Here is a 1376-nt window from a genome sequence, read left to right as displayed (position 1 = left end):
AAGCAGGGATATCTCATCTTGAGGGGGGCTTCACGCTTAGATGCCTTCAGCGTTTATCCCGTCCGGACGTGGCTACCCAGCCTTATGCATCTGGCGATGCAGCTGATACACCAGCGGTCCGTCCATCCCGGTCCTCTCGTACTAAGGACAGCTCCTCTCAGATATCCTACGCCCGCGCCGGATAGGGACCGAACTGTCTCACGACGTTCTGAACCCAGCTCGCGTACCGCTTTAATGGGCGAACAGCCCAACCCTTGGGACCTGCTACAGCCCCAGGATGCGATGAGCCGACATCGAGGTGCCAAACCACTCCGTCGATGTGAACTCTTGGGAGTGATAAGCCTGTTATCCCCAGGGTAGCTTTTATCCGTTGAGCGATGGCAATCCCACTTTCATACCACCGGATCACTAAGTCCTACTTTCGTATCTGTTCCACCCGTCGGTGTCACAGTCAGGCTCCCTTCTGCCTTTGCACTCTACGAATGGTTTCCGTCCATTCTGAAGGAACCTTTGAGCGCCTCCGATACTCTTTCGGAGGCGACCGCCCCAGTCAAACTCCCCGGCAGACATTGTCCCCGGACCAGGTAATGGTCCTTGGTTAGAAGCCCAGCATCATAAGGGTGGTATCCCAACAGCGACTCATATGCAGCTGACGCCACATACTCATAGTCTCCCACCTATCCTGTACATATAATACCGGACCCCAGTATCAACCTGGAGTAAAGCTCCATGGGGTCTTTCCGTCCTGGCGCGGGTAACCAGCATCTTCACTGGTACTTCAATTTCACCGGGTGCATTGCCGAGACAGTGCTCAAATCATTACGCCTTTCGTGCGGGTCGGAACTTACCCGACAAGGAATTTCGCTACCTTAGGACCGTTATAGTTACGGCCGCCGTTTACTGGGGCTTAAATTCAAAGCTTCGATTGCTCTAACCTCTCCTCTTAACCTTCCAGCACCGGGCAGGCGTCAGCCCATATACCTCACCTTTCGGTTTCGCATAGACCTGTGTTTTTGCTAAACAGTTGCTTGAGCCTCTTCTCTGCGGCCTGATTGCTCAGGCTCCCCTTATCCCGAAGTTACGGGGACATTTTGCCGAGTTCCTTAACAATGCTTCTCCCGTCGGCCTTAGGATTCTCTCCTCATCCACCTGTGTCGGTTTACGGTACGGGTTGTATATACGCTATAGTGGCTTTTCTTGGCAGTCATATCTGATGCTTCACTACTAAAATTCGTTCCCCCTTGCGGGACCGGTTCTTCCTTCCCCGGCTCATCCCTTTTGCCTGCGTCCCCACAGTTCTGATATATACAAGTGCAGGAATATCAACCTGCTGTCCATCGCCTACGCCTCTTCGGCCTCAGCTTAGGTCCCGACTT

1 rRNA gene is annotated in these 1376 nt (G+C 53.4%); it reads right to left on the bottom strand.

The features are described 5' to 3' along the window. Window positions 1-1376 (bottom strand): 23S ribosomal RNA (locus DL92_RS0114865); the annotation flags it as partial.

Origin of the sequence: Butyrivibrio sp. AE2005 (assembly GCF_000686965.1) — a bacterium.
Taxonomy (GTDB): Bacteria; Bacillota; Clostridia; order Lachnospirales; family Lachnospiraceae; genus Butyrivibrio; species Butyrivibrio hungatei_A.
This window is presented reverse-complemented; position numbering and strand designations above follow the sequence as displayed.